General features: G+C 62.0%; 28 protein-coding genes. 16 read left to right on the top strand and 12 right to left on the bottom strand.

Annotated features, from left to right (window positions below; all coding sequences use genetic code 11):
• Nucleotides 1-207: 207 nt before the first annotated feature.
• Nucleotides 208-1,188, top strand: a complete 981-nt coding sequence (locus tag C2R25_RS03340; protein WP_103727876.1) for a sterol desaturase family protein — start codon at nt 208-210, stop codon at nt 1,186-1,188.
• A gap of 102 nt (nt 1,189-1,290) precedes the next feature.
• On the top strand, nt 1,291-1,956 hold the full coding sequence (locus C2R25_RS03335) for a hypothetical protein (protein ID WP_103727875.1): 666 nt from the start codon (nt 1,291-1,293) through the stop codon (nt 1,954-1,956).
• Nucleotides 1,957-2,066: 110 nt separating this feature from the next.
• On the opposite strand, the gene C2R25_RS03330 is transcribed toward C2R25_RS03335, so the two are convergent.
• The 3 genes from C2R25_RS03330 to C2R25_RS03320 all read right to left on the bottom strand — a co-directional run bounded on the left by C2R25_RS03330 (nt 2,067) and on the right by C2R25_RS03320 (nt 5,132).
• Entirely contained in the window at nt 2,067-2,591 is a 525-nt protein-coding gene (locus tag C2R25_RS03330) for a hypothetical protein (protein ID WP_103727874.1), read from the bottom strand.
• 349 nt (nt 2,592-2,940) lie between these two features.
• Nucleotides 2,941-3,531 (bottom strand): response regulator transcription factor, encoded by a 591-nt coding sequence (locus tag C2R25_RS03325; RefSeq protein ID WP_103727873.1) that lies wholly within the window; start codon nt 3,529-3,531, stop codon nt 2,941-2,943.
• A complete protein-coding gene (locus C2R25_RS03320) occupies nt 3,528-5,132 on the bottom strand; it encodes a sensor histidine kinase (protein ID WP_103727872.1) in 1,605 nt (534 codons plus the stop codon). The genes C2R25_RS03325 and C2R25_RS03320 overlap by 4 nt, the downstream gene beginning before the upstream one ends.
• A gap of 199 nt (nt 5,133-5,331) precedes the next feature.
• Between C2R25_RS03320 and C2R25_RS03315 the strand changes: the two genes are divergently transcribed.
• The gene (locus C2R25_RS03315; protein WP_103727871.1) at nt 5,332-5,568 is read left to right on the top strand and encodes a hypothetical protein; all 237 of its coding nucleotides are present in this window, start codon (nt 5,332-5,334) and stop codon (nt 5,566-5,568) included.
• Here C2R25_RS03315 and C2R25_RS03310 read toward each other — a convergent pair.
• Nucleotides 5,561-6,325 (bottom strand): Crp/Fnr family transcriptional regulator, encoded by a 765-nt coding sequence (locus C2R25_RS03310; protein WP_158250609.1) that lies wholly within the window; start codon nt 6,323-6,325, stop codon nt 5,561-5,563. The genes C2R25_RS03315 and C2R25_RS03310 overlap by 8 nt on opposite strands.
• A 359-nt stretch (nt 6,326-6,684) precedes the next feature.
• On the opposite strand from C2R25_RS03310, the gene C2R25_RS03305 reads away from it, so the two are divergent.
• Complete coding sequence (locus C2R25_RS03305) at nt 6,685-7,083, top strand: hypothetical protein (protein ID WP_146049608.1); 399 nt, start codon at nt 6,685-6,687, stop codon at nt 7,081-7,083.
• Nucleotides 7,080-8,339: an O-antigen ligase gene (locus C2R25_RS03300; RefSeq protein ID WP_158250608.1), complete on the top strand. Its 1,260-nt coding sequence runs from the start codon at nt 7,080-7,082 to the stop codon at nt 8,337-8,339. Before C2R25_RS03305 ends, C2R25_RS03300 begins: the two co-directional genes overlap by 4 nt.
• On the opposite strand, the gene C2R25_RS03295 is transcribed toward C2R25_RS03300, so the two are convergent.
• A complete protein-coding gene (locus tag C2R25_RS03295) occupies nt 8,328-9,668 on the bottom strand; it encodes an MFS transporter (protein WP_103727867.1) in 1,341 nt (446 codons plus the stop codon). The genes C2R25_RS03300 and C2R25_RS03295 overlap by 12 nt on opposite strands.
• 221 nt (nt 9,669-9,889) lie before the next feature.
• Between C2R25_RS03295 and C2R25_RS03290 the strand changes: the two genes are divergently transcribed.
• The 5 genes from C2R25_RS03290 (at nt 9,890) to C2R25_RS20840 (ending at nt 12,701) form a co-directional block, all read left to right on the top strand.
• On the top strand, nt 9,890-10,990 hold the full coding sequence (locus C2R25_RS03290) for a glycosyltransferase family 2 protein (RefSeq protein WP_103727866.1): 1,101 nt from the start codon (nt 9,890-9,892) through the stop codon (nt 10,988-10,990).
• A complete protein-coding gene (locus C2R25_RS03285) occupies nt 10,990-11,991 on the top strand; it encodes a glycosyltransferase family 4 protein (RefSeq protein WP_103727865.1) in 1,002 nt (333 codons plus the stop codon). Before C2R25_RS03290 ends, C2R25_RS03285 begins: the two co-directional genes overlap by 1 nt.
• Before the next feature lie 222 nt (nt 11,992-12,213).
• A complete protein-coding gene (locus C2R25_RS03280; protein ID WP_103727864.1) occupies nt 12,214-12,417 on the top strand; it encodes a hypothetical protein in 204 nt (67 codons plus the stop codon).
• Nucleotides 12,407-12,619: a hypothetical protein gene (locus C2R25_RS20845; RefSeq protein WP_233203741.1), complete on the top strand. Its 213-nt coding sequence runs from the start codon at nt 12,407-12,409 to the stop codon at nt 12,617-12,619. The genes C2R25_RS03280 and C2R25_RS20845 overlap by 11 nt, the downstream gene beginning before the upstream one ends.
• Nucleotides 12,561-12,701 (top strand): S-adenosylmethionine decarboxylase, encoded by a 141-nt coding sequence (locus C2R25_RS20840; RefSeq protein ID WP_103727863.1) that lies wholly within the window; start codon nt 12,561-12,563, stop codon nt 12,699-12,701. The genes C2R25_RS20845 and C2R25_RS20840 overlap by 59 nt, the downstream gene beginning before the upstream one ends.
• Nucleotides 12,702-12,727: 26 nt before the next feature.
• Here C2R25_RS20840 and C2R25_RS03270 read toward each other — a convergent pair whose 3' ends face one another.
• Genes C2R25_RS03270 through C2R25_RS03240 form a run of 7 tightly spaced genes read right to left on the bottom strand, consistent with a single transcriptional unit; the run spans nt 12,728 to nt 20,673 of the window.
• Nucleotides 12,728-14,986 (bottom strand): xanthine dehydrogenase family protein molybdopterin-binding subunit, encoded by a 2,259-nt coding sequence (locus C2R25_RS03270; protein WP_103727862.1) that lies wholly within the window; start codon nt 14,984-14,986, stop codon nt 12,728-12,730.
• Nucleotides 14,987-14,997: 11 nt separating this feature from the next.
• Nucleotides 14,998-16,014: a xanthine dehydrogenase family protein subunit M gene (locus C2R25_RS03265; RefSeq protein WP_103727861.1), complete on the bottom strand. Its 1,017-nt coding sequence runs from the start codon at nt 16,012-16,014 to the stop codon at nt 14,998-15,000.
• On the bottom strand, nt 16,011-16,544 hold the full coding sequence (locus C2R25_RS03260; RefSeq protein ID WP_103727860.1) for a (2Fe-2S)-binding protein: 534 nt from the start codon (nt 16,542-16,544) through the stop codon (nt 16,011-16,013). Before C2R25_RS03260 ends, C2R25_RS03265 begins: the two co-directional genes overlap by 4 nt.
• Nucleotides 16,541-17,623 carry a catalase family protein gene (locus C2R25_RS03255; protein WP_103727859.1) on the bottom strand — a complete coding sequence of 361 codons (1,083 nt, stop codon included), beginning with the start codon at nt 17,621-17,623 and terminating at the stop codon, nt 16,541-16,543. The genes C2R25_RS03260 and C2R25_RS03255 overlap by 4 nt, the downstream gene beginning before the upstream one ends.
• Nucleotides 17,620-18,411, bottom strand: coding sequence for an SDR family oxidoreductase (locus C2R25_RS03250; RefSeq protein ID WP_103727858.1), 792 nt, complete (start codon nt 18,409-18,411; stop codon nt 17,620-17,622). Before C2R25_RS03250 ends, C2R25_RS03255 begins: the two co-directional genes overlap by 4 nt.
• Nucleotides 18,412-18,433: 22 nt before the next feature.
• Nucleotides 18,434-19,510, bottom strand: a complete 1,077-nt coding sequence (locus tag C2R25_RS03245; protein ID WP_233203740.1) for an L-dopachrome tautomerase-related protein — start codon at nt 19,508-19,510, stop codon at nt 18,434-18,436.
• A 44-nt stretch (nt 19,511-19,554) separates the two neighbouring features.
• Nucleotides 19,555-20,673: an NAD(P)-dependent alcohol dehydrogenase gene (locus C2R25_RS03240; RefSeq protein ID WP_103727857.1), complete on the bottom strand. Its 1,119-nt coding sequence runs from the start codon at nt 20,671-20,673 to the stop codon at nt 19,555-19,557.
• A 714-nt stretch (nt 20,674-21,387) separates the two neighbouring features.
• Between C2R25_RS03240 and C2R25_RS21270 the strand changes: the two genes are divergently transcribed.
• The 6 genes from C2R25_RS21270 to C2R25_RS03205 all read left to right on the top strand — a co-directional run bounded on the left by C2R25_RS21270 (nt 21,388) and on the right by C2R25_RS03205 (nt 25,961).
• Nucleotides 21,388-21,690 carry an integrase core domain-containing protein gene (locus C2R25_RS21270; protein ID WP_146049607.1) on the top strand — a complete coding sequence of 101 codons (303 nt, stop codon included), beginning with the start codon at nt 21,388-21,390 and terminating at the stop codon, nt 21,688-21,690.
• Between the two features lie 508 nt (nt 21,691-22,198).
• Nucleotides 22,199-22,588, top strand: a complete 390-nt coding sequence (locus C2R25_RS03225; RefSeq protein ID WP_103727855.1) for a four-helix bundle copper-binding protein — start codon at nt 22,199-22,201, stop codon at nt 22,586-22,588.
• A gap of 51 nt (nt 22,589-22,639) precedes the next feature.
• Entirely contained in the window at nt 22,640-23,014 is a 375-nt protein-coding gene (locus tag C2R25_RS03220; RefSeq protein ID WP_233203739.1) for a hypothetical protein, read from the top strand.
• A 3-nt stretch (nt 23,015-23,017) separates the two neighbouring features.
• Nucleotides 23,018-23,515 (top strand): hypothetical protein, encoded by a 498-nt coding sequence (locus C2R25_RS03215; protein WP_103727854.1) that lies wholly within the window; start codon nt 23,018-23,020, stop codon nt 23,513-23,515.
• Between the two features lie 258 nt (nt 23,516-23,773).
• Nucleotides 23,774-23,962, top strand: coding sequence for a DUF3008 family protein (locus C2R25_RS03210; RefSeq protein ID WP_103727853.1), 189 nt, complete (start codon nt 23,774-23,776; stop codon nt 23,960-23,962).
• Between the two features lie 4 nt (nt 23,963-23,966).
• The gene (locus C2R25_RS03205) at nt 23,967-25,961 is read left to right on the top strand and encodes a protein-L-isoaspartate(D-aspartate) O-methyltransferase (RefSeq protein WP_103727852.1); all 1,995 of its coding nucleotides are present in this window, start codon (nt 23,967-23,969) and stop codon (nt 25,959-25,961) included.
• Nucleotides 25,962-26,486 lie beyond the last annotated feature (525 nt).

Below are 26,486 nucleotides of genomic sequence, written 5' to 3'. Positions count from 1 at the left end.
AGCCGGACGGGGTCTCCGGCAAGCGGACGATGCTTCCCATTACACGACAGTACGCGGAACTCCGCAGGAACAGCGGATGTCGCGGGGCGCGCCGGACATCTTATGGATGCGGCCGCAAGTGGCCGAAGGCGCCACGTTAAAGTCCTATCGCGTCGCAGAACATGCGTATCACTTAGACTACGGGTCAGATATTACGAGGGCAGTCGTATGAACGGAGTGCGGGTCGGTAACAGGATAATCGGGTCTCAATCACCCGTAACGGTGGGGTGGGAGAACATACCGCGCGTCGAAGGCGGTCCGGTTAAGCAGTTCATCTTCACCTGGTTTCAGCCGACGGTGCTCTTTGCGCTGATTGCGTTCTGGTACTACGCGCCGGATTCCATCGCGAAGGCTTCGACGGCGATCGGGATCGGCATCGCCTTCAAGGTCTTCCTGCTGGCGCTTGAGTGGTTCTTTCCGCGCCATGAGAGCTGGCGTCTGACCTGGAAGGAGCTGACGACGGACCTCTTCTATGTCGGGCTAGGCTACACGATCCTTCGCGCCGTCGAGCATTACATCGGCGACGGCGCCATGATCGAGGCGATCCAGGGTTACTTCGATCTGGACAAGTTCACCTGGTTCCTGAGCATGCCCTTACTGCTGCAGGCTTTCCTGATCTCGTTCATCTTCGATTTCGGTCAGTACTGGATGCATCGCGGGATGCACAACTGGTACCCGCTGTGGCTCACGCATTCGGTTCACCACTACATCACGCAGTTGAACATCAACAAGGGCGCTGTCGGTAATCCGGTCGAACTTTTCCTGATTGGGCTCGGCATCGGTGGCTTCTTCGACTTCCTGCCCCGCGCGGCTCTTCTTGCAGGCGCAATCGGCATGGCGGTCGGAACGTATCAGCACATCAACGTGCGCTTCAACACGCCGCGCTGGTGGCGCTATGTGTTCAACACGACGGAACACCACAGCGTGCATCATTCCCAGGACTTCGAGGCGAGCCGGAGCAACTATTCCGGAACTTACATCTTCATCGACCGCATGTTCGGTACGTGCGTCGATGGTGAGGCGGAGTTGCTCGGTATGGAAGGTGGTCGGCGCATGTCCATCTCCGAGCAGATGACATTCCCCTTCACCGAAGGCTGGAAGACTCTCAAGGAGCGCTTCGGTCGAGCGATGCCGGTGCCGGCCGAGTGATCGAGGCGGCCTGAACCGCTACATTCCCCAAGCCCGGGCGACTTCGTCCGGGTGACCCGAGGCAGCATTGCCTCCGGCAAGCTGCGTCGGACAGGAGATCTTATGAACTCGCGTCTTTTCGAGTGGATCTGGCACATCAAGGGAAGCCTGACGCTTTCTCCCGGTCAAACGAGCGAGGAGGCTCTCGACAGGCTCGCCCCCTTGTTTCGTCAGACCGGCACCAGTCATGAGCGTGGTCACGGTACACTGACATTTCGCAAGAAGGATCCGGTCGCGCAGGACAAGATGTCGATCTTCGACGGCGGCGTTCTGGAAATCGAACGGGGGACGGGCGGACTGGTGCTCCGCTATCATCTTGTAAGTCGCGCCCTCTTGTATTGCTTCCTTGCACCGCTGCTGTTCCTCGGCTTCGCGCAACTCAGCGTCATGCTCGGGCAATGGGAAAAGTCCTCGGCCAGCGCGGCGAAAGAAGCTGCGAAGTCGAAGGGCGAGGACGCCAAGAAGTCGGCCGATGTGCCAATGCACTGGATAGACAAGGCTCTTGGTGCGCCCGAGCCGGAGAAGAAAAAGGATGCCAAGGACAAGAGCGAAAGCAAGGGGCCATCGCCGAAGCCGGGCTATGTCTTTGCCGGCATCTTCGCCGCTCTCTACGTGGCCGGAAGAATACTTGAAGAGAGACTGGTAAAGTCGCTTTTCAGGAAGACACTCTCCGGCGAGGACACAATCGAAGCGACGCGCGGACCAGAGCAGTTCTCGGCATCGACCTGACGCGGACCTCAAGTGGAGGTTGGCAAGTGAGGAACCGGACTACGCGCGCCCGCTCAATCGTTACGTTTATCTATGGCCGGCGCTCCTGGAGGGCCGGCCATAGTAGCACGTCAGGGCGTTGTACCGTCGGACATGCCTGTCCCGGACCCGGTGCCCGACCCGCTCATGCCCGTTCCGCCGCCGCTGGTGCCGCCGGAGGTCGAGGAAGAGCCGGTCGAACCTGCCGTTCCCGGGGGCGTATCGCCCGTGCCCCAGGTCCCGGTGTCCGTGCCTGCGCCAGTGGTGCCGCTTCCGATACCGCCCTCAGCCCCGGTGCCCATGCCAGTGCGGCTGTCGGAACCTGACCGGCCGGTGGTCGTGGTGCTGCTGTCGGTTTGCGGACCGGTCCGGCGAGGAGACGTTGTTGTGTTCTGATTGCGCGAGCGCGTGCTGGTGGTGGAGCGCTCAGTACTGCCACGCTGCGCCGCCGTGCCGTCGTTCTGACCGCCTGTACGGGAGCCGCGAGTGGTTGTATCGGTCCCGGTGGTCGAGCCCGAAGTGGTGCCCGATCCGGCAGTTCCTGTCCCTACCTGCGCCTGAGCCGCTAATGGCAGGGTCAATGCCGATATCGCCATGATGATCTTGAATTTTCGCATGTTCCTCTCCTTGAGCAATCCTTTGTGCAAGGACGACGATCATTAGGCGACGAGCAGGGGCTCAAGTTCCGCGCCTCAAGCTAGGTTAGCACGTTTGCGCTCAGGCGGGCGCCGTGAACGATGCTTCGGGGGCCAGGCGAACCGAGAGGGAAAAGGAGCCGGCGGGAGAACGTAGCTCCCGCCGGCAGGTCTCAGGACATGTCCAGAAATGCGGACAGCCCTTCGGGTCGCCTGGTGAAGATCGATGGAGCCATGGCTCCGGAAACTCGTGAAGCGGCGCAAATTTTCGCGCTTTATGGTGCTGAGGGACGAGCTAGTCCATCCGGGTAATTCCCGGTATTGACGGTCACTATGGCTCACCCCGGCTGAGGGCGACAAGCTGTGCCAATCCATTCGTGCGAGTCTTGGTTACGATCGAGGCCCTGTGATCCTCCACAGTGCGGGCCGAAATCGCCAGCCTCTCGGCGATCTCCTTGTTCGAGTGACCACGGACGAGCAGGTCGAACACATGTCGTTCTCGTCGGGTGAAGGAGGCGGTGACGCTGGCGATACGCCGTTCCCGCACGGACCACGCCACGCCTTCCTCGACGGCTGCGAGCAGCCGCTGCTCGTCGATCGGCTTCTCCAGGTAGTCTAGCCCGCCGTGCCGCCGAACGGCATCTACGGCGTGAGCCGTGGTCGGCCAAGCCGTCATGAAGACCAGAGCAACACCTGGATCCCTGCTGCGCAATGCATCGGCAAACGCGAAACCATCCATCTCCCCCATCTGGATGTCACTGATGACGCATCCGAAGGAGCATGACGCCAGATCGTTCAGCAAGGCTGCCGGGCTATCGAACGGGCGGGCTTCAAGGCCATGGCGTCGCAGCAGCCGCGCGACGGTCGCCGCGAGGTCCCCGTCGTCGTCAAGAACGCCTACGACAGGCTTCTCGGTGGTCATGGCAGCACTCCGGAAAGTGGCAGGGACAGAACGAAGCGGGTCTCTGCTGCGTCATCGTCCCTCACGATGGTCCCTCCGTGCGCCTCGACGATGGTTCGAGCGATGATGAGGCCGACGCCCATGCCAGCACCTTGCGTTCGTCTGACAGGACGCGGATTTGCGATGATGATCTTGACGAACTCGCCTGCTGTTGCAGCCGCCACGCTGGCGGTTCCCTGCGGGCTTGCGGCAAGGGCATTGCGCAGGAGATTTACGAGCGCCTGGACGAGTTCAATTTCCTGAACCTGTACAACAAGATCAGGCGGAAGAGCAGCAAGGTCAACTGTTCGGCCCTGACTGCCGGCTTCCGCGGCCACGATCTGGCAGGCAGTCTTTACCAGCATCGCCAGGGGAACAAGGGATGGCTCGTCGACGTCCCGCCCTCCGAACCGACGAAGCCGGCGCACCATTTCGGACAAAGCCTGTGCCTTCCGATCGATCAGTGCCGCGCTTTCTGCGAGATCTGTATCCTGCCCCTCCGTCAGCTTTCGCAGGTGTGCCGCCTCGATGGCAAGCGTTGAAAGGGGCTGGCTGACCTCATGGATCACGGCCACGGACATTGCCCGCAGGGTTTTCAGGCGTTCAGCTTGGAAAAGAAGGCGGTTGCGCCTGTCCAGCAGGGCCTGCGAGGCGGTCTGTGTGTCGGCGAAGCTGCCCGCCAGCCATGTGACCAGCACCACGGCTGCAAGTCCGATGTGCAATTCGAGACGATCCGCTGCAGTCATGGAACCGGCGGAAGCGGAGTAGGTGAGAAACACGAAGGCCTGTGCCGAAATGGCAAGCCATGCCGCTGCCCGGCCGTGACGCAGACCGATCCATGCCCCTCCGAGAAGGGAAGGCGCGGCCTGAACTCCAAGCCCCGCGCGCGCGAGTGCGGCGGTAAGAAGAAGGCTTGCGACCAGCGGCAGGGCATCGGCCAGCAGACGGCCGCGGGGTAGCCTGGGCTTCGTGAGCGTGCCACCGTCGATCGCTCCTGCAAGCCAGAGGATCGGCGGCGCGAGGATCAGGATGCCCAGGACGTCGCCCACCGCCAGCCCCGTGAGAGAGATGACAACATCGACCCCGCTGCGATACGACGATGTTTTCCAAAAGAGAAATTCGAGTGGCGGCACCGCCAGCGCGTTGAATATGGGAGCGGCAATGGCGGCAAGCCCCAGCGGCATAGGGGGTTGTGTCAGAACACCGGCCTTTCCGCGCAGGAGGGCGCCAGTGGCCGCAAGGGCCACGCCGCATGTCACTCCGGGACGCGCTGCACCTATGACGCTTGACAGGGTCGCTGACCCCGTCAGGGGGATGGCACCGGTGACACAGTCTGTAACCAGTTCGGTGACGATCAGCCACGGGGTGAGGCGTAACCCGCAGTGCCACAGTACTGCCAAGCGCAGACCGGCTGCGGGATACCAAAGCGAAAAGAACCCGGGTCCGCCCCAAAGATGAGCCGCCCAGTTGAGCAATCCGAAGGCGAACCCGTAGACGAGCAGCAGTGGCAGATCCTTGGCGCGCGGCGCAAGAGACAGCTGCCGCCTGGGGGCAGCGCGGGCAGGCATAGCGGGCGCGCTCATCGGCGCCGCTGTGGCTCGTCAGGGACCGAAGTGGAAGCCGGAAAATTCATGGAGAACCATTTCCCTCGCGCAACGGGGAGTGCAGACGTTCGGAACCCAGATCATGCGTCAGCCGTTCGGCGGAACCTCAAGCGCGCGTTACGCATTGAATCATCGGTGATTTCTGGTTCCCCTAATCGGGCAGGTATGGAGGGCAGCTATGCCAACCTACTATTTCGATATCTACAATGGCGAGGCTGCTCCCGATCTCACGGGCACTGAACTGGGCAACGTTCAAGAAGCCAGGGTGATGGCGGTTCGCTTCCTGGGGCAGGTCCTGCTGGAGAAGGCGGACGTCATCGAGCGCAACTCATGCTGGCGCGTCGAAGTCAGCAGGGAGGATCGGCAGCTACTCTTTTCCGTGACCTTGGCCGTGGAGGATCGGCGCGTCAGCTGATGGAAGCCCACTCCTGCGCAGCGGCATCCTTGTCGAGCATAAGATAGCCATCATCGTAAGCACCAATATGAGCCAGTGCGGGCCAATTGTCGACCTGGACCCTGCCGCCGGCAAACGACAGGCCGACAAGATTTCTCAGCGCCATAACCGTACGGTTCACATGCACCGTGGTAAGCCCAAGCGTGTCAGCGAGTTGCGCCTGGGTTAGGCCGAGGGAGAAATCATCCCGTCCGCCTACGCCGGCAACTTCCATTCGCGTTCCGATCTCGCACAGAAGATGGGCCAGACGCGTGGCGGCGTCAGCCCGGCCCAGATTGGCGGTCCACTTGGCGAGAATGGAGGCATCAACAACCGTATCGCGCCAGAAGGCGAATGCCAGCGCTGGAAACTTCACGGCGGCCGCACGTATATCGTCATGGCTTATCAGGGCGATAGTGGAATTGGCTGCAGCTTCTATACCCCACGCGGGAACCGGGACCGGTACGGAATGAAGATCTGACACATCGCCCGCGATGTGGAGCGCGGTTATTTGCCGGCGGCCGTCATTCATCTGGTCAAAGCGGGCAATCAGGCCCTCGATCACAAGGATTGCCTGCTCCACCGGCCGCTCCGGCAGGACCAGTTCGCGCCCGCGCGGCACTTCCGCGACCCGCCCGCGCAGACGAAGGATGGCGTCGCGCTCCGCCACCGACAGTTCCGAACGCAGGAGCAACCTGGCAAGGAAGCGGTTCAGACCCTCATCAAGCAAGCGCGACAAACAACAAGCCTTCCATTCAACATACGACGGCCAGAACAGAGCCGCCCTCAGGTGGAAAACGAATAACCGCATAGATCGTTGCCGCCGAGACGAGCGGTGGCGGTGCGGTTGTGCGGCGGCAGCAATCGCTGCGAAAGATTGCTCCATATCAGAGTTTGTCAGGAGTGCGCCGGCATCGACCTCCGAGAGCCTGACGTGTATTCGGAACAGGTTCAATCCGATCTTCGATCTAGAGGCCACTGCATGCCGCTCAACATACAGGCTCTGCGTGCAGTAGCAGCCTTGCTGGTGGCGTTTGCCCGTCTTCAGGTGCTTCGTGTCGCACCCGGGCCGCTCCTTTCGCTCTTGCGTTGCCACTTATGATTGCCGTCCATCAACGGGCAATGCCGGGTGGCTGGTCGCTGTCGATGTTCACGGCTACCATAGCGGTGGGTGCATCTTTAGTGGCAGAGAAAGGCGGCCTGCCGCTGAAACGCTCGCCGGTGTTCGTTCTGGGTGACGCCAGCTACGCGCGTTACCTCCTACATCCCTTCGTTACGCAGGCCGCGATCTTGAATTCGATCGAACTGGACCTGACTGACCTCTGCAGTGCGGCAGCTGTGGGAATTGATGTGATCGGCGGTTTCATTGCGGCGGCCTGGCTCGTCTATTCCTGGGTCGAAAAGCCACTCGGAACGATGGAGCATGACACATTGTGGCTTTCAGAAGGCGTATGTTCTTCGGCGGAACCCGTGTCCTTGAAGGAGGAACGGGGATGAATTCGGCTGCCACGGGCACGACGTCGCCCGGCTCCAGTCGCCTGGGCGCATTGTTCCAGCGTCGCGATGTGCAGGACGGCGGCTTCGTCGCGTTGATCCTGATGGCGCGTATCCCCGCTAACGCCGGGACTGCGGGAGCAACTATCGGGGTGGCACTGATGTGTCTCTACCTCGGCCTGCGCCTTGATCAATGCAGGGACGTGTTCCAGCGGTGCCGCCCACAGCTTGCATATCCATTGTTCGCGCTGCTTTCCACTATCTGGGCAATCCATCCGGAAGTCACCTCCCGCGCCGCGGTACAGATGATACTGACAGCGTTTACCGGGCTGGTCTTTTCTCAAGCGGATCGACCCAGAGCGGTGCTGGTGGCTCTCTTTATTGTCTACAGTGGCTACACAGTGCTTTCACTCATGGTGGGCAACACACAGCTTGATGGCATCGAAGGCATACCGGCGCTGGTTGGAATCGGCGGGGAGGCCAAAAACTACTTCTCGAATAGTGCTGCCACGGGCGTGCTACTGGCCCTTATCATGGCAGTTGCCTGCCTTGAAAAGCGGGCCAGAGGACTAGCTCTTGTCTCCCTCTCCATAGCGAGCGCCTGCCTCGTCGCGACAGTCCGGGCGCACTCTGCCGGGGCTGTGGCTTCCCTTGCGCTCGCAGTGGCGCTGCTTCTGCCCCTTCTGGCCTTACGCAGGCGAACGCCAGGCTTGAAGGCAGGGCTCACCATAGCCATGCTCATTGTGCTGATCCTCGGTGCGGCCTTTTTCCAGCCTCTCCTGACCCTTGTACAAGAACTCTCCGCCAAGGATGCAGGCCTGACGGGGAGGGGCTATCTGTGGTATCGCGCTGCCTTCATCATCGAGGAGAGCCCATGGCTTGGAACCGGATATTTCGGCTTCTGGATACCCGAAAATCCTGATGCCGTCGGGTTCTGGCGGTACTTTCATATCCGCCAGGAAGGCACCGCCTTCTCGTTCCACAACAGCTACATACAAACCATCGTTGAAACCGGATATCTGGGCCTGGCGGTTCTTGTGATGAGTTGGGGCGTGGGAATCATCGGTCTGCTGCGGCGCTTCGTCCTGACGCCGTCCTTGCCGACTTGCTTTTGGCTTTCCTATCTTGCCCTTCAGTTGAGCAAGTCTCCGGTGGAACTCGTTCGTCCTGCAGCGCTTGTCCCAACAACCATCATGCTGTTCACCGGATTGGGGTTTGCGGGCTTTCCTGTAGTTGGGCAGCGCCTCTCAAGAGGATGAACCCAACCGGCGCTCATCCTCACGGTCGATGGCAATCAGGGAAACGCCCTTCGTCTCTCTCATGGCCAAGGCGGAAATCAGGCTTATTGCACCCGCCGCCATCACATAATATGCAATCGGTCGCCAGTCGTTGTACTCGCGCAGCAAGCTCGTTCCAATCAGAGGCGCCCAAGATCCCGCAACGATTGCCGTGACCTGGTAGCCAAGCGAAACACCCGAATAGCGCATTCTGGTGGGAAACATTTCAGCCATGATTGCCGGCTGTGACGCATACATCAGGGCATGTACGAACATCCCGATCAAAATTCCCCCAAGTACGACCTCCGTATGCGCACTACCGAACATGGGGAAGGCTGCAAAAGGCCAGACCATCGCCAGCGCTGCACCAAGGATATAGACCGGCTTTCGCCCAACCCTATCAGCTGCCGCTCCAAACAGCGGAATAAGCGCTGCCTGCAGAATATGGGCGCAGAACAGCAGTGTCAGAATACGAGTGGTGTCCACACCGATGTGGGCGAGGTATGTGATCGAGAACGTGACCACCATGTAATACAGGATGTTTTCGCCCACCCTCAGGCCCATTGCGCTAAACACGCTGCGCGGATAGCGACGGAACACCTCGACGAGGCCGTAACTGTCGTCGGCCCGCTGCTCCGCCTCAGCTTTAGCTGCCTCGAAAATGGGCGAGTCCGCGATTTGAGTGCGTATGTAGTACCCGATGCCTACGATCACTGCAGAGAGCCAGAAGCCGATTCGCCAGCCCCACGCCAGGAATTCAATCTCCGACAGAATGGCGGAGAGGATAAGCAGGACGACGGTCGCCAGCAGATTGCCCAGCGGGACACCCGCTTGAGGGAAGCTCCCCCAGAACGCCCGGCTTCTGTTGGGGCTATGTTCGGCCACGAGCAACACCGCGCCCCCCCACTCGCCACCCAATGCAAAACCTTGGATAAACCGCAGCAGTACCAGAAGAACCGGAGCCCAATATCCAATGGAACGAAAATCCGGAAGACAGCCCATGAGGAACGTGGATGCGCCGATGAGCACAAGGCTGAACTGCAGCAGAGACTTGCGGCCCACCTTGTCACCGATGTGGCCGAAAATAATCCCGCCCAACGGCCGCGCGATGAAACCGACCGCGTACGTCGCAAAGGCAGCGATCACCCCATCCAGTTCATTGCCGGTGGCGGGGAAAAACAGCTTGCCGAATATAAGCGTGGCTGCCGTTCCGTACAGGAAAAACTCGTACCATTCCACCACCGTTCCCGCCATCGAAGCGCCTACGACCTTGCGCAGGTAAGGCAGATTGGCTGCTTCCTCGTGCTGCATCTCTCAATCCCTTCACTGCCGGACTTATTTCGCAAGCGCATGCATCCGGCAAATTTCCCGTATTGCAGCGCATTCCCGCCGAGAGCTCAAGTGGAGACTACGTAGAACTGCGGCCGCTGTGGAAAAACCAGGCTCAAGGACCTGGAAGAGACGCGGCAAGTTTCACCTCCAGAATGGAGATCATTGAGTTTCGTCGGCTTACCTCAAGCAGCTAAGGGTGCATGCGCATCTTCGATGGACCTGATATCTGCATGTGTGTGTCTACGAACCAGCGGCCGCAACCGCTCGTCTCCGTCCTGATGGTGGCCCAAAACAGCGCCTCCTTCATTCACTCAGCCTTGCTTTCTGCACGCAGGCAGACAGTGGAGGATATCGAAATTCTGATTGTCGACGACGGATCGACGGACGGGACGGCCAGAATAGCCCAAGAGCACGCCATTGCAGACAGCAGGGTGCGGGTGCTCCCTGGACCCCGGCGAGGACTGGCCGCCGTCCGCAATGTCAGCCTCGCTGAGGCGCGGGGCCGCTTCGTGGCGATACTTGATAGCGACGATTTGCTGCAAGCCGATCATCTGGAGAGGTTACTGGCTTCTCAGCAGCGAAGCGGTGCAGAAATCTGCTCTTCCAACATAATCATGTTCAGTGATGATCAAGGCCTTCAGGTCCGTCTGTTCGCGTCTGGAAGGGAGTGGCGTAAGGCTCGCTATATCACGGTGGAGGATTTCGTCCGCGGCGGTATGATCGGGGGAAAGAATGTCTCTTTGGGCTATTTCAAGCCTCTCTTTGAGGTCGATTTTCTGCGTCGGAAATGCATAGCCTATGATCCACGCCTTCGTATCGGTGAAGACTTCGATCTTGTCATGCGGGCGATGCTGGCTGGTGCCCGGCTACATTTCACTCCAGAACCAAGTTACTACTACCGACGCCATGATTTTTCGACCTCGTATCGACTAGCCGCCTCGGATCTTGAAGGCCTCGCTCAAGCTACCCGGGATTATTGTACAAGTGGTACAGCCTTGGACAATCTATTTGCAAGAAGGTTGCGCAATCTTGAAGGAGCACGGCGCCAGGTTCTGGCGCTGGAGGCCCTAAGGCGTCACCGTGTCTTGGAAGCCTTCAAACTGATTGCTCCTCATCCGGAAGCGATCAGGCTCCTGATGTCGAGCCTGCACGAGAGTATGCGCAAACGTACTGGCCTTCCCTCTAGACGAGAGCTAGAGCCGGTCGGCGGCAAACGCCGGAAAAGTCTATTCAATGCCCTCCAGCTACGGCAACTGGCCGAAGATCTTGCCGCGTCAAAGCGCAGTCCCGAGATTAGCTGATGAAGCGACCTTTGGTATTCCTATTTCCGAACAACCGCATGGACATTGGTGGCAATTCTGCTCAAATGCGCTTCATGGAAGCATGTGGCCATTCCCGTGCCGTTACAGCCGTACAGTACAGCGTCGATCGCCGCGGCAAGATCAACTCTCAGGATTTCGTCCGTTCCAATGGGAGTGAACCAATCTACGTCATTCACTGGGGGCCGGACGTACCGCAACTCTTGGCGGCGCTGAATGGCAAGGACGTCATCTACTTTGCGCACAGCACGGGCTGGCGTATGCGGCTTCCGTCCTACGTTCCCATCCTTTGCGTAAGTCGACACACAATGGCGTATTGGGGGCGTTACGCCCCGAACTCCTACATTGCCCATGTTCCGAACATAGTCGAAGTTGAAAAAGTTTCCACAGCATCGGCGCGGGATATCGATGTTCTGGTTCAGGTTCGTAAGTCGTCCCATTATCTTCTTGAGCAGTTGGTTCCGGCTCTTCAGGACCGTTGCCGTGTCACGGTGATCGACGGCTGGGTTGATGACCTGACAACCTGGTTTCAGCGTTCCAAGGTTTATCTCTACGACTCACTTGAGCATTGGATTGACGTGGGCGCGACCGAAGGTTTCGGGCTCCCGCCTCTGGAAGCGCTTGCTAACGGCTGTATGGTGTTTTCCGGTGTTAACGATGCGCTTGCGGACTACCTCGACCCGGGCTTCAACTGCCGCAAACTTCGGGTGCACTCCCTTCAATGGGACGTCGCTGCGATACTAGATGCGATCCGAAACGGCGGCCCATGTTCGCCGGATAGTTTGTTTCACCCCTACACCACTCAACAAGTGACAGGCCGTCTTTCCATCCTCTTGTCGGAGATACAACGCTTCTTCGAAGTGGCAGGCCCAGCGGAAAGAGATATAGAAGACCTGTGGGAGGGGCGAAGACCGTCGGCCTTGCAGCGCTTGAAGGGTGCTGCCAAAGTTCTTTGTGGCCCGTCCCATCCGGAGCCTCGTTGAAAACCGCACGGCGTGGACTGTGGCCGTTCTGAGTAGCCGCTAGCTTCCCGGGGGGATGTGTGGGTGCGGTCCTCGCGCCTTGAGCGACGAGAAGAAGCTCGCGGCAACAGCGTTGTCAATGTCGGAGTCAGATGCAAATGCTGGCGAGTTGGGCTGATGCGAGGAAGTTGTCGTCGCGCTTGTGGTATCAAGCAGCTAGACGTGCGGCGGTGGAGGCATGCCATGGTTCGGCCGACACCCCATTTTCCGGCGATCCTGCGCGGCTGGGCGCGCGCCTCGGCGACGCCAGTTCTGTTCTCCCACTCTGAGCTGTCGGGCCTGTCGCTGTTCGTAGAACCGCATTATCACGGTATGATCGCGGCGGAGACGGCACTGGCGCATCTGCGCCATGCACACATGACAGCCCGGCCGCGCCATGCCTCATAACGCCGGAACAAGCATTGACCTCCTAGCGGATCTTGCCGAGTTGGGGCTGGACGACCTGCCGCTCGTAGAGGCGCGGCTGACGGTGCTGGACGTTCGGCTCCACCACTTCGGCCCCCGGCAAGGGCACAGCCGGCGCCGCGCCGTTGGCGGAAACGCATATTTCGATCCATACCTGGCCCGAACAGAGGTTCGCGGCAGTTGATATCTTCGTTTGCGGAAAAAATGGCTGCTCCCGAGAGCGCCTTGACGGTCATCTGCAGGCATTTTGGAGGGCGGGTGATTAGGGGCCTCACTTGTGATCGGGGCAGCATCAGGGATGCAACAGTTTGTCGATGGTGACAGGCAGCTGGCGGACACGCTTACCCGTCGCATGATAGATTGCGTTGGCGACGGCGGCGGCAGTGCCGACGATGCCGATCTCGCCCAGCCCCTTAACACCCAGCGGCGTAACCTCGGGATCAGGCTCGTCGACGAAGATGACGTCGATATCCTCGATATCGGCGTGCGCAGGCACGTGATATTCGGCATAGTTGTGGTTCATCCAGCGGCCCAGCGCTTTGTCCGCGAAGGTCTCCTCGTGCAGCGCCATCCCGATCCCCATTACCACGCCGCCCAGTATCTGGCTGCGCGCCGTCTTGGGATTGATGATACGGCCGGCTGCAACGGCGCTGACCACGCGAGTGACGCGGACCTGGTTGAGCTCTTCGTCGACCCGCACCTCGCAGAAGATCGCGCTGTGAGTGTTGCGCGATTTTTGTGCCATGGAGATCATGCCGCCGATTCCGGGGGAGGCGGTTTCCTCTACCTCGATCCGGTCGAGCCCGGCTGCGGTCATAACCTCGGTGATCGCTACGCGGCGTGAAGGATCGCTCTTCAGTGCCATGGCACCATCGGCGAACACGAGATCGTCGATCGATTTGGCGCCGTGGAGCGGCTTGTCCTCCATCTTCTCGGCCGCCTTCAGCAGCCGCTTCGCGATCGATTGGCAGGCGAGCTGCACCGCCGCGCCGGTCGACGCTGCTGCCCAGGATCCGCCCTCCACGGGAGCGGTTGGCAGATCGCTGTCGCCAAGCCGGGCCGTGATCTGCTCGGGCGCAAGCCCGAGCGTGTCAGCGGCGACCAGCGTCATCACCGTGTAGGTGCCCGTGCCGATGTCGGATGTGGCCGATGCCACTTCCAGCCTGCCGTCCGCGGTGAGCACCGCGCGGGCCGCCGTCTTGGAGAATTGCGCGTCCCACATGCCGGTGGCGACACCCCAGCCGATCAGCTCGCGTCCTTCCCGCATGGAGCGCGGCTGGGGGGAACGTTTTTCCCAGCCGAAGCGGTCGGCGCCTTCCCGATACGCTTCGCGCAGAGCCTTGGAGGTGAACGGCGTCTCGTTCATCGCGTCCACTTCCGAATAGTTGATGAGGCGGAATTCGAGCGGATCGACCTTGGCCTTGTACGCCATCTCGTCGATGGCGATTTCGAACAGGGTCATGCCGGTGGCGGCGCCCGGCGCGCGCATGTCTGCGGACGTGTAGGTATCGCGCGGGGCGATCGTGTACTCGCCCGAGGCGTTGGGGCAATCGTAATTCATCATGCCCCAGACGACGATGTCCTCCATGTTGTTCTCGAAGCGTGACGTGGAGGTCGTGGCATCGTTGATCATCGCGCTGAGCTTGCCGGTGTGCTCGGCGCCCAGCCTGATCGAATAGGTGCATTCCGGGCGGTGCACGTGAGTGAACATCTGCGCACGGGTCATGACCACACGCACCGAGCGCTCGAGGTGGATCGCGGCCATCACCGCGACCTGCACCTGCCACTGCGGCCTGAGACCCGATCCGAAGCCGCCGCCCACGTAGGCGTTGACCACGCGGACGTTCTTCTTGCCGAGCCCGAACGCGCTGGCGAGATAGGCCTGGTCGCCCTGCGAGCCCTGGATCTTGTCATAGACGGTGATGCTGCCGTCGCCGTGCCACTCGACGGTGGAGGCATGCATTTCCATCGGGTTGTGGTGCTCGGTGGCGAGATGATACTCGGCCTCAAGCTTGAGGGTGGCATTGGCAAAGGCAGTGTCGGGATCGCCGCGCTTCTTTGGCGGATGGTAGGTGTTGCGGCGCTTGAAATAGGACGGCGTGAATTTCTCGGCCAGCGAGGCGGTGAAATCGATGTTATGCGGCTCCTCCTCGTAAGCCACCTCAACCAAGCTGGCGGCGAAGCGGGCGGCCTCGAACGTCTCGGCGATGACAACGGCGATCGGTTGCCCTGCGAACAGGATACGATCGTCGTGGAATGCCTTGAACGGTTCGCCGGGAATGCCGAGCTCGTCCTTCCAGCTGTGGTCGAGCCACGCCTGCTTCGGCCGGTTCAGGTGGCTGACAATGTCGACCACGCCCGGCACGGCGCGCGCGGCGTTCTCTTCGAGTTGCGTGATGCGCCCCTTGGCGATCCGAGCAGACACCGTCACGCCGTAAAGCAGGCCAGGGACATTGTACTCGGCAGCATATTTCGCCTTGCCGGTCACCTTCTCGGCGCCGTCGACGCGGGAGAGGGACGTGCCGATGCCGATCTTCGTGGTTGCGGTCATGGTATGGCTCCTCAGGCGATGCGCTTGTCGGTCTGGGACTGCGGCGTGCCGGCGGCAGCCTGTCCAAGCGCCCGCACGACAGCCCGACGGGCGAGCTCGATCTTGAAACTGTTCTGGCCTTGGCCGACGGCGCCTTCGGTGATGGCATGGGCTGCGGCCTGGAAGACGCGCTCGCCCGGCTGTTCGCCCTGCAGCAGGCTTTCAGCAGCCGGCACGCGCCACGGCTTGTGCGCCACGCCGCCTAAAGCGATGCGAGCCACCTCGATCCGCCCGTCCTCGCTCAGGCGCAGGGCGACCGCGACCGAGACCAGTGCAAAGGCGTAGGAAAGACGGTCCCGGAGCTTGAGATAAGTGTAGTGCGTGGAGAAATTCTCCGCCGGCAGATCGATCGCGGTGACGAGCTCGCCGGAGCGCAGCGTGTTGTCGCGCCAGGGCTCGTCGCCGGGTAGCCGGTGGTAGTCGGAAAAGGCGATCGCGCGATCGCCGTCCGGCCCTGTCACTTGCACATGCGCCTCGAGGGCCGCGAGCGCCACGCACATATCCGACGGATGCGTCGCGATGCACTGGTCGCTCGCGCCGAGGATCGCGTGGATGCGATTGACCCCACCGATCGCGCCGCAGCCCTCACCTGGGTTCCGCTTATTGCACGGCGTGTCGACGTCATAGAAATAGTAACAGCGGGTCCGCTGGTTGAGGTTGCCACCGTTGGTCGCGGCATTGCGCAGTTGCGGTGAGGCGCCGGCGAGGATCGCCGAGGCGAGCAGCGGGTAGCGTTGCTGGACCCGCGGGTCATAGGCAGTGGCGGCATTGGTCACGAGTGCGCCAAGCCGAAGGCCGCCGTCCTCCCGGGCCTCGATGTCCGTGAGCGGGAGGCGATTGATGTCGACGACCTGCAGCGGCCGCGCCACGTTTTCCTTCATCACATCGACAAGGTTCGTACCGCCGGCAAGAAAGGCGGCGTGCTCGCCGCTGCCGGCGCGAACCGCCTCGCTTACATCTGCCGGCCGGGCATAGTCGAAGCGGATCATGGCTGTTTCCCCTGTTCGAGCACCTCAAGCACGGCGTCGGCGATGTTGGTATAAGCGCCGCAACGGCAGATATTGCCGCTCATCTGTTCACGCACATCGGCGCGGTTACGGGCGTGCCCCTCGTTGATCAGCCCCTGTGCCGAGCAGATCTGTCCCGGCGTGCAATAGCCGCACTGGAACGCATCGTGTTCGATGAACGCCGCTTGGAGCGGATGGAGGTTCCCCGGCTGCCCCAGCCCCTCGATCGTCGTGACCTCCTGGCCCTCCAGCGTCACTGCGAGCTTCAGGCAGGCGTTAATCCGCCTGCCGTCTATTAGTACGGTGCAGGCGCCGCATTGGCCATGATCGCAACCCTTTTTCGTGCCGGTCAGGTCGAGCTTGTCGCGCAAAAGGTCGAGCAATGTGGTCCAGGGCTCCACCTGAAGCACCCGCTCCTCGCCGTTCACCGTGAGCCGCAGCGTGAGCGAGGCGATGGGCTCGGCGGCGACCCGGCGGCCGGAGGTGCGGTCGAGCGTGACGGCAGGGTTCATGCCGGTATCTCCTCAATGCTGACGGGGTTGGCTTCGGCGACACCGTTCTCGCGATGCCGAAATGCGCTGAGCGCCTGATAGACCTGCAGCCGCGCCCGCATCACCGATCCGAGTGGACGATGCGCAGCGAGGCTGTGTGCCGGCCGGAAGGTCATCACCTCGTCGAAATAGCGCACTCGCTCGGGCGAATAGGCCCGCTGGCGCGGCAGGCGGAGCGTGGCGACGGTGCGGTACTGGCTGTCCTGCGCCGGCCATTCGACGGAGGCATCCTCGATGGGTTGGGTTTCGGCATTGGCGCGGAGCTGCACCTTGAGGTCGAACAGCACGTCGTGCTCGTCGAAGAAGGCGACGGCTGCGTGTCGGAAGCCGTCCTCATCGGCATGGGGATCGAGCTGCCAGTCGCGAAGCTGGTCCTGGTAGACCGAGGAGGGAAAGGCCGCGACCTTGGCGATGTAATCGCCCCAGCGCATCGGCGCCTGGCTGAAATAGCTGTCGCCGAGCGGATGGCTGAACGGATGACCGAAGAAGTCGGCCACGGCGCTCGGCTTGCCGACGGTGTTCAGCACCTTGTTGAGGTTGCGGGCCAGGCTGGAGACTGCGCTCTTGGCCCTTTCCGGCAAGCCCGCCGACTTGCCGATCAGGCTTCCGTCCCGTAAAAAGCCCTTGGCCGTGCCGGAGGGGAAGGTCGGCCCGGTCGCCAGCACGAAGTCCTGCGTGGGCGCATGATGCCCCGGCAGCTTCTCCCCCTCCACGCCGAAGACCTTGATCGACATGCCGCGATGGGTCGAAACGCGGTCGCCGAGCGTCTCACCGGGGCCTTGCGCGAAGCGGACCGCGACCGGATAAGTGCCGGACCTGGCGAACAGCCCCTGGGCGAGCTCTTCCGGCAGATCATCGGGGATGACCAATTCGCCGGTCGCGCAGGCCGTGCTCTTGGCGTGGCTGGCGCGGACCGCATGCTGCTCGCGCGTTTCGACCGTCTCGCTCTGGCGGGTCATGGCTTGAATGATATTGTCGATCGTGGCTTGCTCGTCGGCCTCCGGCTGCTCGACGCCGGGATTGTAGCGCAGATAAGTCATTGGCCGGAACCCGGCTCTGACAGGCCGCGATGAACCTGCGCGGCCACCTTGTCGGGCAGCGCGTCGGCGATTGCTCCCATCACCTTGTTCTTGAACGTGGGCACGACCTTGTCGTCGCCGGCCATCAAGGCATCGAACCCCGCCTTGGCGACGACGGCCGGATCGTCCTTGTTCGCCTGACCGGCGCGGGTGTCGTCCATGTCGGCTCGGTGGAAGAAGTTGGTCTCGGTCATGCTCGGCATCAGCACGGTGACGGTCACGCCGGTGTCCTTCAGCTCGTTTCGCAGCGCTTCGCCGAACCAGCGCAGGAATACCTTGGTGCCGCCATAGACCGCTTCAAAAGGGTCGGGCATGGTCGCGGAAATCGAAGAGGTGAAGAGGATCTTGCCGCTGTCGCGCGCGACCATGTCCTTGAGCACCAGCTTGGTCAGCTGCACCGCGCCGCGGACATTAAGATCGATCATCTGGAGTTCGGTCGCGAGATCGGTCTCGACGAAAGGTCCGCCAAGACCAATCCCGGCGTTGACGCACAAAGCATCGACCGGTCGCCCCGCGATGGCGCGGTAGAGCCCGTCCACGCCCTCCGCCTGGCCGAGGTCGGCGGCATAGGTGTCCACCTGCACGCCGCCGGCGCCAAGCGTCAGCGCTGCATCGCGCAGGTGCTGCTCGTCCTGGGCAGCAATAAGGAGGTCATAGCCGTGATCGGCGAATTGTCGGGCAAGCTCGAGCCCGATGCCGTTGGAGCCGCCGGTGATGACGGCGAAGGGGCGATGAATAGGGTCGGTCATGGGATGATCCTTGTCGTGCCGGTCAGCGAACGGGCGGGAAGGAGAAGAGCTGTGTCTTGATCGAGGGCGGCGCGCCTGGCGTGAACCATTGCGTATCCTGAATGTGGCTGGCGGTGACATACATCCGGCCATCCGGCCCTTCGCTGAAGGTGTCGGGCCAGCGCAGGCGACGATCAGTCAGCACGGTCTCGATCGCCGCGCCGTTCAGCCGCTTGATCGAGTAATCCGTGGGCGAGGTGAGATAGAGCACGCCCGTCCTGCTCATCCACAAGCCATCCGCGACATGCGTCTGCGCGACTGTCTTCACGGCTGCGGCGCGCTGGTTCTCCGGCACGTCCGGTCGCAGCAGGTCGGTATTGATCGAGTACAGCGTCTTTCCGGTCAGCGCCTGGTAGAAGAGCGTCTTACCGTCCTGCGAAATGGCGATGCCGTCGGATGCGAACATCGGCTGTCGGCCATCGGGGCGGCGCAGCGGCTTGCCATCCAGCATAACGTTGACAGTCTTGTCGACCTGCGTCGAGGGATGGCCATCAAGCGTCCGCCAGCTCTTGCCGCTTTCCAGATCGACGACGATGATCGCGCCGCGCGTGCCGCTGTCGGTGATGTAACCGAGGTTCCCATCGGGCGAGAAGCGGATGTCGTTGAGATAGGTACCCTGTAGCGCGACATCCTCAGGCACGGGGATGATCTTGGCGACGGCATTGGTCTTCAGATCGATCTTCACAAGCTTTGGTGCGCCCGGCAGGATCTTCTCGTTTCCCGGCGCGCCGGGATCCAGCACCCAGAGATTCCCGCGGCCATCGGCGACGACGGACTGGACGCAGACGAAATGGTCAGCGACTGACAATTCGTTCGCCCGCGCGTTGCGCCATTCGTTCCACCTGGCATCGGGATAGGGCCGCAGCGAGCCGTCCTTCATCACCTCTGCCACAGATATCGGCGCATCGTCAGTCCAGCGAGGGAAGTTGACGAAGCGCCGTCCGTCTGGCGTCACGGCAACTCCGGTGACCTGATGGTCGAACTGAGCGACCTGCGTGAGGGCCGATCCGGCACGCTGCGCGAGCGCCGCGGTACCTGCCAATGCGGCGACCGCCGTCACGGCGCCAATTCCGAGCAAAAAGGGGTTTTTCCTCATGGATCCTCTCACATCATCAGGATGGGCTTGATCGTGGTGCCCGCATCGCTGTCGTCGATCGCCTGGTTGATCTCGGCGAAGGGATAGCGGCGGACGAGCCGGTCGAGCGGGAAACGGCCGTTTGCGTGAAGACGCATGAGCGCCAGGTGGAAGTCGGGCGTAGTGCCGCCGCCGCCCAGCACGCCCTTAATCGTCTTTCCGGTGGTAAGGACGCCGGTGTGGTTGAACGACACCGACGCGCTCGCCTTCGCGCCGCCGACCATCGCGCAGACACCGAGCTGGCCCAGGCTCTCAACCGCCTCGGACACGAGGTTGGAGCCGTCGGTCGCCTCGATTGCGTAGTCGAGCGCGCCGTCGGTGAGATCCCGCACGGCCTGTACCGTGTCGCGCCCATGTTCGATCACGTCGGTCGCGCCGAGTTCACGCGCCAGAGCGAGCCGGCTCTGTTCGGTGTCGATGGCGATGATGCGGGTCGCCGGGGAGAGCTTCGCCGCCATGATCGCCGCCAGCCCGACATTGCCTGCGCCGAACACCGCGATGGAGCTGTCCGGCCGAGGCTTCAACTCGTTGAACACCGTTCCCGCGCCGGTCGTGATCGAACAACCGAGCGGCCCCATCAGGTCGGCGTCGATGCCGTCCGGCACCTTCACCACCTGACGCGCAAGCGCGATGGTATGGGTAGCCCAGGAAGATTGCTGGAAGAACCGTCCGGCGAGCGGCGTGCCGTCCGCTTTCTGCATTGGCGAGGAGCCATCGAGCCGGTGGCCGGAGAACATCAGCGCCCCGCCATGTATGCAATAACGCTGCTGGCCGCGGCGACAGCTCCTGCAGGTTCCGCAGAAAGGAAAGCCCATCATCACGCGATCGCCGACGCGAACATTGTCGACCAGCCTGCCAACTGCCTCGATGGTGCCGGCGCCCTCGTGGCCGAGCACGCCGGGTGTGGGATATGGCTCCTGCCCGTGCAGGCAGCCGCGGTCGGTGCCGCATACCCCGCAGCTGGTGACGCGCACCAGCACCTCGTCCTCGCGCGGTCCCTCGAGTTCGACCTCTTCGAGCGCGATCGAGCGGCGGGTTACCAGTCCGTCTGCCTTTTCCATCACGGCGGCGGTGATCTTCACGAGCATTCTCCCTCCAGAAGGGCGCGCAGATGGATCGCGAGCGCTTCACTCGTCTGCCGAGGCAGGCAATAACCGGTGCCTTGGCGTGAACGCTGCGGACCGCGTGAACATTAGTCCTTCGACGTCGTCTCGGCGATCAGCGCAACGTGTCGATCAGATCACAGTGGACCTGCTCCTCATTTTTGATCGGCTTTTCGATAGTATCGCTATTGCGCACGGTGGTGCTGGCATGAATTTCTCCCGAAAGGTGATGAACCCTGAAAAGGCTGCAAGCCGGCCCGTGGGTCACAAGCGGACAGTTCATAATGTTTGCAGGCGCAATGCTGTTCCCGCGACGTCTGATGATTGATGCAAATCACCTCGACAGCGTTTTGGACCTCGACCGGGCGAGCGAAATTCTTGGAAGCCGGTCGTCCTCCTGGGCATGACCTAAGGGTTCTCACACCAGCAACAGTTGCACGTTTCCGCAGGCTTACGCTTGTCAAAGATTTCATGCAGATTAGAGAAGCGGACGGTCGAACGGCAGCTTCTGTCGATAGCTGGCATTCGATGGTGGCCTGACCGTCATCGCAGAATGACAGAAGGCGGGTCGGGAGCCGATTGGCAGGTTTTCGACTGGGGTGTCGAAGTAGCCGATCGTTCAGCCAGCTTGTAAAGACGAAAACCACTCAATGGCCGGTGGAGCGGCCGCTGCCTTCGCGCAGGGATAAGATCTGGGCGATGGACTCTGTGTCCGATGCCCTGTTCAACGGCAAGCGATTCCGCGCCCTGACGTCGATGCATATACGCGCCAGTGCCTGGCGATCCGCATCGCTCAGGGGATCAAAGGCGAACAGGTGGTTGATGTCGTGGATTGGCTCGGAAGTCGACGGACAATGCTTATGTGAAAGCTTCAACGGACGGCCGCGCGATGAATGCCTGAACACGCACTGGTTCTTGTCTTCAGATGACGCCAGGAGCAAGATCAAGGCGTGGCGGACGGACTTCAACAAGGCCCGACTTCACACATCTCCAGGGTCATGACACCGGACGAACTTGCTTCATGGCCGGAAGTCCACTTCCGGCCGGTGACAATTACGGAGCAAGGTCGCCAGACGAGCGTTCTACTGATCCATGTGATCCAGTAGCGTCAATGATCACGTAAGGGGCACGGTTCGGCTGCAATCAATCTGTCTGAGCTCCTTGCGAGGGAACTGAGCCGCTCGAAAGCCGCTTCTTCGCAGAGCGTCCAAGGAGTATCCTGGCCATGAGCGATGAAGCCCGCAAAGCGGTAGAATCTCCTCTTCTGGAGCAGCAACAGCGGATTGTGGGCAAAGCGCGATGCAGAACTTCATCGGCGGCTTGGCGCAGCTGCTCGGCGAGAAGAAGATCCGCGTCAACTGCGGCGCCCCGCGGCTGGTCTGGACCCCGCTGCTTCCGCCCCCCCTGTCACCAGACCAGGTGGAGGAGTTCGGAAAAAAACGCGCCGTTCGGGCGGCCAGGGCAGCCCAAGGAGCCTGCGGCGGCAAAGCCGATCATCTAGGAGGTTGCCATGTCCATTCACAAAATGATCTCTCTTCATCCCGATGTGGGCGACGACTTCAACGAAGCGCTCGCGACTGCGGCGCGTCACGCGATGTTCTGCGCGGAGATGTGCACCTACTGTGCCGACGCTTGCGTTGCCGAGAAGATGGACATGGCGCAGTGCATCCGCTCATGCCTCGATTGCGCAGATGTGTGTGCGGCGACGGGTCGGCTGGCGATCCGGCGCACCGCGCAAAATGTCGAGATGTTGCGGCTGATGCTCGAGACTTGCGCCAGGGCATGCGAACTGTGCGCGGAAGAATGCGCACGCCACGAGCACGAGCATTGCCGGCTCTGCGCTGAGATGTGCCGCGAATGCGCCAGCGATTGCCGGAAGGCTCTTCCCACCGTGCAGTGACAGAACAAGGGAGACGACTTGCGGCCCTTGTCTCCTTGCTTGAAGGTCTGAATGATGCCTGTGATAGGATGGAAACTGAAGCCCGATGAGCGGGCGCAGTTGCTCGACCAATTTCCGCCGACCTGGCCTGACGTAATCGCCGATCATGTCACGCTCAAGGCACATGCTTCGTCCAAAGAGCCGCTGCCCCTGCAGAAGGCTGCCGAAATCGTCGGGAGCGTCGACGACGGCGAAGGTCTGCAGGCGTTGATCGTCTCAATCGGCGGCAGCACGGACCGGCCCGATGGCAGCACCTACCACATCACCTGGTCGCTTGACCGAAGCCGCGGCCGCAAGGCTGTTCAAAGCAATGACGTGATAGCTGAACGGGGTTGGGAGCCATTGCCTGTGCCGGTCCAGGTCGAAATCGAGCCGGCAAGGTTCTAGCCGATGCAGCTCTATCTCGACTGCGACGGCGTACTGGCCGACTTCGATCACGGCGCAACCGAGCTGCTCGGCATGCCGCCGCGTGTCTTCGAGAAACGGCGTGGCCTCCCGGCCTTTTGGCGGGAGATCGCCCGCCATCCTGACTTCTACGGTACCCTGCCGCTGATGGATGACGCGATGGTCCTGTTCGAGGCGGTGCGGCACCTCGATCCCATCATTTTGACTGGCTTGCCGCGAGGCCAATGGGCCGCCCCGCAGAAGGTGCGCTGGGCGGCCGAGCATTTTCCGGGCACCCGCATCCTGACGGTAATGGCGGTCGACAAGCGCAACCACTGCCAGTCCGGCGACATCCTGGTCGACGATCAACTGAAGCACGCCCATCTCTGGCAGGGCGCGGGCGGTACTTTCGTTCATCACCGCAGCGCCGAGCAGACCCTCTTCGAACTGAGCGCGCTCGGCGTGCCGGTGAGGGTTCCACCGGAGGAGGCGACCCATGGCTGATTTTGCGGAACAGTGGGTCGGGAGGTCGAAGTCCAGCTTGCCCGGCGCGGCAGGGCGATCATGTCGGTCATACCTGCTCGTTCCCGGATCCGAGGTGGCACTTTGCGCGGCGTCGATCGCTCCTAGGCAGCACCCGGCAAATCCGTTGTCCGGACGGCTGGACGGATCTCCGAAGCTTTCGCGAGTTGACCTACCTGGATCAGCCCCGGGCACCGCCTTGCCACTGACGCGTTGCCTTTAAGAAGAGGAGAAGCCAAGATGCCTGCCAAATCCGCCGCGCAACAGAAGGCCGCCGGCGCCGCGCTCAGCGCGAAGCGTGGCGATCAACCCAAGGCAAAGCTCAAGGGCGCGTCCAAGAGCATGGAGAAATCCATGAGCGAGAAGCAGCTCGAGGAGCTTGCTCACACCAAGCGCAAGGACAAGCCGGAGCACAAGTCGAAGAGTTAGCGTCGTGACCGACTATCAGGAGACGCGACGACGGATGGTCGACGTCCAGATCGCCCGACGCGGCGTCCGCGACGCCGCGTTGCTCGATGCAATGCGCACCGTGCCGCGAGAGCGGTTTGTGCCCGATGGGCTCGCAGAGTTCGCGTATGAGGATGGCCCGCTGCCGATCGAGGCGGGGCAGACCATCTCCCAACCCTATATCGTTGCTGCCATGGTCGAGGCTGCCGAGATCGAACCGGGAAGCCATGTGCTCGAGGTCGGCGCCGGGTCCGGTTACGCGGCAGCGGTGCTGGGGCAGGTGGCCGGTCGTGTCGTCGCGATTGAGCGACACCGAGAGTTGGCGCGATCCGCGTGTGCGCGGATGTCCGATCTCGGCTATGACAATGTCGATGTGCGCGAGGGGGACGGGACGCTCGGGCTGCCGGAAGAGGCACCGTTCGACGCGATTCTTGTCGCGGCCGGCGGATTGGAAGTGCCGGACGCGCTTCAGCGGCAGCTTAAGATCGGCGGGCGGCTTGTCATGCCGGTCGGAGGGCCGGACGTTCAGACGCTTTGCAAGGTGACGCGCGTGGCGAAAGATCGCTTTGAGCAGGAGAGCCTGGGTGCAGTCAAATTCGTGCCGCTGATCGGCGCGCAGGGTTGGCCCGAAGACGGCCGCCGCACGGCGAGCGACCACCGTCCCGGCGCATCGCGCAAGCTCACGTTGCCGGAGATGATCGGCGAGGCGGCGGAGCCTCTGCCCGACTTCGACGATCCTGCCTTCGGTCGCCTGTTCGACCGCTACGCCGATCGGCGCGTCGTGCTGCTTGGTGAGGCGAGTCACGGGACGAGCGAGTTCTACCGGGCGCGCGCGGCGATCACCCGCCATCTCGTCGCGCATCATGGCTTTACCATCGTGGCGGTTGAAGCGGATTGGCCCGATGCGGCGACGGTGGACCGCTATGTCCGCCACCGCGAGCCGCGCGCGGGCGCCGAGAAGCCGTTCGAGCGATTTCCGACCTGGATGTGGCGCAACACCGATGTTCAGGCACTGATCCACTGGATGCACGAGCACAACGCGGGCGTCGCCGAAATGAGCCGCCGCGTCGGCTTCTACGGGCTCGACATCTACAACATGTCGGCGTCGATTGGTGCCGTGCTCGACTATCTCGACCGGGTCGATCCGGAAGCGGCAAAGGTCGCCCGTGAGCGCTACGGCTGTCTGACCCCGTGGCAAAAGAACCCCGCCACTTACGGTCGCTCCGCACTGAACCGAGGCTATGCCGAGTGCGAGCAAGCGGTGATCGAGCAATGCCAGGCGCTGCTTCAGAAGCGGCTCGAATATGCAGAGCGCGACGGCGAGGCCTTCCTCGACGCGGCGCAAAACGCCCGGCTGATCGCGTCGGCCGAGCGCTATTACCGGATCATGTATTACGGCGGCGCGGAGAGCTGGAATCTGCGCGATACGCACATGTTCGAGACCCTTCAGCATCTGCTTGACGCTATGGGACCAAACGCCAAAGCGATCGTCTGGGCGCACAACAGCCACATCGGCGATGCGCGCGCGACAGACATGGGGCAAACCCGCGACGAACTGAATATCGGCCAGCTCTGCCGCGAGACGTTCGGCGATCAAGCGGCCCTGATCGGATTTGGTACCCACACCGGGACGGTCGCGGCCGCCACCGATTGGGATGGCGACATGGAAGTGAAGCGAGTCAATCCGTCACGGCGCGACAGCTATGAGCGACTTTGCCACGACAGCGGCGTCGAGCACTTCCTGCTCGATCTTGGGCCGGGCAAGCACGAGGCGCTGCGTCGCGCACTGATGGAGCCGCGGCTGGAGCGGTTCATCGGCGTGATTTATCGTCCAGAAACAGAGCGCTGGAGCCACTACAGCGAAGCGATCCTGCCTGAGCAGCTCGATGCCTACGTGTGGTTCGACGAGACTGAGGCAGTGACGCCACTCGGCCCGGAGCATCACCGCGGTGTGCCCGAGACCTATCCCTTCGGGCAATGAGCGTGCCGGAACTCACGGCAGGAGACTGGTACGCGATTGCCGCATGCCTCGGATTTGCTGAGTTTCGAACGCGAGTGCCGGGGGGCATCATGCGGGGCTGAGCACGCACGCGCTGGTTGCCCTAAGTTCAGCCGCCAGTACAATCTCGGCCTTGTTGATCGCGCAAGACCACGCGTTCGAGCGCAATGCCGCCATTACGGCCGGCCCCGGCCAGATCGCCTGCTCGTGCTTGCATCCGGTATTGCGCTGTTCGTGCTTTCCGTCGCAAGCTTGGGCGAACACCTTAGCCGAAATCGTTCACCGCGAGGCGAGGCATCAGGAGAGATCGGATTGCCCAAACGGGCGCGGCGTCCCAGACGATCCTCGTTGAGAGACTGCCGAGTCGGCTGAACGCCTGCTGAGAACACCGGGAATAAAAGGGGCCACGGACCGGACCGGAGCACCGGGATAAAAAAGGGCCAGTCCTGTTAGACCTTCGCTTTTGTGCGGAGGTGGAAGGATGAAGAGAGTGGAGCTTTATCAGAA

The organism is Novosphingobium sp. HII-3, assembly GCF_002916655.1.
Classification (GTDB): Bacteria; Pseudomonadota; Alphaproteobacteria; order Sphingomonadales; family Sphingomonadaceae; genus Novosphingobium; species Novosphingobium panipatense.
This window is presented reverse-complemented; position numbering and strand designations above follow the sequence as displayed.

What these genes read in the sequence shown, in the direction of transcription:
- C2R25_RS03340 (WP_103727876.1), top strand. Translation starts at nt 208, where the DNA reads ATGAACGGAGTGCGGGTCGGTAACAGGATAATCGGGTCTCAATCACCC.
- C2R25_RS03335 (WP_103727875.1), top strand. Translation starts at nt 1,291, where the DNA reads ATGAACTCGCGTCTTTTCGAGTGGATCTGGCACATCAAGGGAAGCCTG.
- C2R25_RS03330 (WP_103727874.1), bottom strand. Translation starts at nt 2,591, where the DNA reads ATGCGAAAATTCAAGATCATCATGGCGATATCGGCATTGACCCTGCCA.
- C2R25_RS03325 (WP_103727873.1), bottom strand. Translation starts at nt 3,531, where the DNA reads ATGACCACCGAGAAGCCTGTCGTAGGCGTTCTTGACGACGACGGGGAC.
- C2R25_RS03320 (WP_103727872.1), bottom strand. Translation starts at nt 5,132, where the DNA reads ATGAGCGCGCCCGCTATGCCTGCCCGCGCTGCCCCCAGGCGGCAGCTG.
- C2R25_RS03315 (WP_103727871.1), top strand. Translation starts at nt 5,332, where the DNA reads ATGCCAACCTACTATTTCGATATCTACAATGGCGAGGCTGCTCCCGAT.
- C2R25_RS03305 (WP_146049608.1), top strand. Translation starts at nt 6,685, where the DNA reads ATGATTGCCGTCCATCAACGGGCAATGCCGGGTGGCTGGTCGCTGTCG.
- C2R25_RS03300 (WP_158250608.1), top strand. Translation starts at nt 7,080, where the DNA reads ATGAATTCGGCTGCCACGGGCACGACGTCGCCCGGCTCCAGTCGCCTG.
- C2R25_RS03295 (WP_103727867.1), bottom strand. Translation starts at nt 9,668, where the DNA reads ATGCAGCACGAGGAAGCAGCCAATCTGCCTTACCTGCGCAAGGTCGTA.
- C2R25_RS03290 (WP_103727866.1), top strand. Translation starts at nt 9,890, where the DNA reads ATGCGCATCTTCGATGGACCTGATATCTGCATGTGTGTGTCTACGAAC.
- C2R25_RS03285 (WP_103727865.1), top strand. Translation starts at nt 10,990, where the DNA reads ATGAAGCGACCTTTGGTATTCCTATTTCCGAACAACCGCATGGACATT.
- C2R25_RS03280 (WP_103727864.1), top strand. Translation starts at nt 12,214, where the DNA reads ATGGTTCGGCCGACACCCCATTTTCCGGCGATCCTGCGCGGCTGGGCG.
- C2R25_RS20845 (WP_233203741.1), top strand. Translation starts at nt 12,407, where the DNA reads ATGCCTCATAACGCCGGAACAAGCATTGACCTCCTAGCGGATCTTGCC.
- C2R25_RS03270 (WP_103727862.1), bottom strand. Translation starts at nt 14,986, where the DNA reads ATGACCGCAACCACGAAGATCGGCATCGGCACGTCCCTCTCCCGCGTC.
- C2R25_RS03265 (WP_103727861.1), bottom strand. Translation starts at nt 16,014, where the DNA reads ATGATCCGCTTCGACTATGCCCGGCCGGCAGATGTAAGCGAGGCGGTT.
- C2R25_RS03260 (WP_103727860.1), bottom strand. Translation starts at nt 16,544, where the DNA reads ATGAACCCTGCCGTCACGCTCGACCGCACCTCCGGCCGCCGGGTCGCC.
- C2R25_RS03255 (WP_103727859.1), bottom strand. Translation starts at nt 17,623, where the DNA reads ATGACTTATCTGCGCTACAATCCCGGCGTCGAGCAGCCGGAGGCCGAC.
- C2R25_RS03250 (WP_103727858.1), bottom strand. Translation starts at nt 18,411, where the DNA reads ATGACCGACCCTATTCATCGCCCCTTCGCCGTCATCACCGGCGGCTCC.
- C2R25_RS03240 (WP_103727857.1), bottom strand. Translation starts at nt 20,673, where the DNA reads ATGCTCGTGAAGATCACCGCCGCCGTGATGGAAAAGGCAGACGGACTG.
- C2R25_RS21270 (WP_146049607.1), top strand. Translation starts at nt 21,388, where the DNA reads ATGGACTCTGTGTCCGATGCCCTGTTCAACGGCAAGCGATTCCGCGCC.
- C2R25_RS03225 (WP_103727855.1), top strand. Translation starts at nt 22,199, where the DNA reads ATGTCCATTCACAAAATGATCTCTCTTCATCCCGATGTGGGCGACGAC.
- C2R25_RS03220 (WP_233203739.1), top strand. Translation starts at nt 22,640, where the DNA reads ATGATGCCTGTGATAGGATGGAAACTGAAGCCCGATGAGCGGGCGCAG.
- C2R25_RS03215 (WP_103727854.1), top strand. Translation starts at nt 23,018, where the DNA reads ATGCAGCTCTATCTCGACTGCGACGGCGTACTGGCCGACTTCGATCAC.
- C2R25_RS03210 (WP_103727853.1), top strand. Translation starts at nt 23,774, where the DNA reads ATGCCTGCCAAATCCGCCGCGCAACAGAAGGCCGCCGGCGCCGCGCTC.